We start from the raw sequence: 1,516 nt of genomic DNA, 5'->3' as shown, positions 1-1,516 counted from the left end.
GGGATGCTACGCGCGCGGACCTGATAGCACACGCCACCGCGCCCGCCGCGCCCCTTGACCGCGATCACGTCCAACCGGATACCGCGCCAAAGGTGCCCATTGTGCGCTCTACCAAGGGCACGCCGTGCCTTCTGTTTGGAAATCCCAACAGTTTGGGCAAACTCATCAGATGTCAGCATCCGGTCACCCATCGGCGACCCCCGCATCCGCGCAGATTTCATCAACCAGCGCTCTTGCCCGTGGCCCCGTCCATTCGCCGATCAGGCATGCCCTGGCGTTTTGTCGGTGGACACCATTGGTCAGGCACCACTGGCGAAGTGATCCACCTCGCGCGACGAAGGCGCCGCGAACCGCCGCATACAAAGCGCGGGAAGGTTCGACGTGCAAACGGGCGTGTTCTGTGGCATGCTCATGTTCCATACGCACACACTGCGCCCAATTGCACGCCAGGTCAAGCGCCCGAATGAACGCATCTACGCCCAAGCACGAACGAGTTTCCGGCCTTCCCGTCAGGTTGGCGCGCGCCATCGAGCGCATGCACCTGTCCACGAAGGATTTTGCCGAACGCTCAGGCATCCCACTAAGAACGCTACAAAATTACATTGCGGGTGATAGGGAGCCGGGAGCAAGCGCACTTGCAAAAATTGCCTCTGCTGGCGTCGATATCAACTGGCTTCTTGACGATACATGTGTTGAGGCCGAAGAAGTAGAGGAGCACCCCTTCAAAATTGTTGTACAAACCCTAGATGCCGCGAATTGTCGCTTTTTGGACAAGTATGATGGCTCTATCGAAGCGGATATTATTCGCCGATCAGGAGTCGAGGAACAAATGGTTTGGGCTGCCGCAAGAACGACAGACGATCTGAATAAGGAGCTAATTAAAGAAAATGGCGAGGGATATAGCGTGTTGGAGCTAGTTGAACATTTTGTTGTCTATTTCGAGAGTTTTCACGACGCGATTAAGCGATTGGTACGGGCGTGTATAGCGCCACCGAAGACACTATCTCCAATTGAAGCGAGGGGTGTTCTTAGTGTGTTGAAAACGATGGCAATATCGTCATTGGGTGAGGACGCAACTGAAGCTGTTGAAGCAATGGTTTCTTTGGTCCGAGACAAGCTGAACGCCGACGGTCACGAATTGGATAATGGGCAGGCGCGCGATTGAGCGCAGGCACCCCCACACCGATTTGCCTCATCAACAGGGTGCGCAATGGGTCCGCAATAGGGTTCTCAATGTTGCCGCAATAGGGTGCGCAATCAGGTTTTTGCTGATCAGGCCCATCGGCCACGTGAATGCCATCTCATTGAAAACACTTAATTTTCCGCCTTCGCCGGATTGCGCACCCTATTGAGGACCCACCCGCGCGGTTCCTCAAGATTGCGGCGCGCACAAGCCCTTGTTTTTGCTTGCGTTTTCGCCTCTCGTGATCAAATAATTAGGCTCAGTTTGCGTTAGATATGCATGCTGGTTGTTTGGGCGAGATAAGTCCGGCGATGCATGCCAGGATTGCACGGG

Annotated in this window: 1 protein-coding gene; it reads left to right on the top strand. The window is 54.9% G+C overall.

Features of this window, described 5'->3' with window-relative positions; translation table 11 throughout:
* Nucleotides 1-463 precede the first annotated feature (463 nt).
* Complete coding sequence (locus tag GHC57_RS19015; protein ID WP_170294983.1) at nucleotides 464-1,165, top strand: helix-turn-helix domain-containing protein; 702 nt, start codon at nucleotides 464-466, stop codon at nucleotides 1,163-1,165.
* The last annotated feature ends 351 nt before the right edge of the window (nucleotides 1,166-1,516 follow it).

Origin of the sequence: Roseospira navarrensis, assembly GCF_009601025.1 — a bacterium.
GTDB lineage: Bacteria > Pseudomonadota > Alphaproteobacteria > Rhodospirillales > Rhodospirillaceae > Rhodospira > Rhodospira navarrensis.
This window is presented reverse-complemented; position numbering and strand designations above follow the sequence as displayed.

Bases quoted from the DNA above. Each gene is read 5' to 3' on its own strand.
- GHC57_RS19015 (WP_170294983.1), top strand. From the start codon at position 464: ATGAACGCATCTACGCCCAAGCACGAACGAGTTTCCGGCCTTCCCGTC.